This window comes from Limosilactobacillus mucosae (genome assembly GCF_046939755.1).
In the GTDB taxonomy this organism is placed as follows: Bacteria; Bacillota; Bacilli; order Lactobacillales; family Lactobacillaceae; genus Limosilactobacillus; species Limosilactobacillus mucosae_A.
In genome coordinates, this window is record NZ_JBKZAY010000088.1 from 1 (window position 1) to 589 (window position 589).

Genomic DNA, 589 nt, shown 5'->3' on the forward strand with positions numbered 1-589 from the left:
GTAAGCACACCATAACGGTACGGGTTGAAAAATACACGAAAAAATGAGGCATCTCGCGGCTTGGCGAGATGCCCCATTTCATTATCCTAGTAACTTTATTTGCCGCAAATCTGCTGAACGGTTGGATTCCATGGCAAATAAGCCTTCAGATCCAGGTTCTGAGAGCGTGTGTAGGCTTCAAAGATCAATTCCAGATATTTGAAGACATCCAGATGATTTAGTTTGGCCGTCTGAACGATCGTATAGAAGATCGCATTGGCCTCCGCACCGGCTGTCGATTTCGCAAACAGGCTGTTTTTGCGAATGATGGTCGACGGTCGGATGCTCTGCTCAACCGAGTTATTGCTCAACGGCAGCTCACCAATCTCAAAAATCTGGTATACACGAGCTTTAAGCTTCAAGGCGTTTTTGACTGCGTCTTTCAGCTTATGCATCGGATAAGCAATCCCTTCGATAAAGCGATAGAAGGCATCCAACAGTGGCTTGACCTGTGTTCGTCGCTGCGCTTTTTTCTCAGCCGGCGTTTTATACCTCAAGTTTTTTTCCTTATGAAATACTCGGCTAAGCAGTTTTACAGCCTGCGTTGCCT

At 46.2% G+C, this 589-nt stretch carries 1 protein-coding gene; it reads right to left on the reverse strand.

Features of this window, described 5'->3' with window-relative positions; genetic code table 11:
* Nucleotides 1-95: 95 nt before the first annotated feature.
* On the reverse strand, nt 96-589 hold a 494-nt coding region (locus ACLUWI_RS10230; RefSeq protein ID WP_412147236.1), incomplete at its 5' end, for an IS66 family transposase.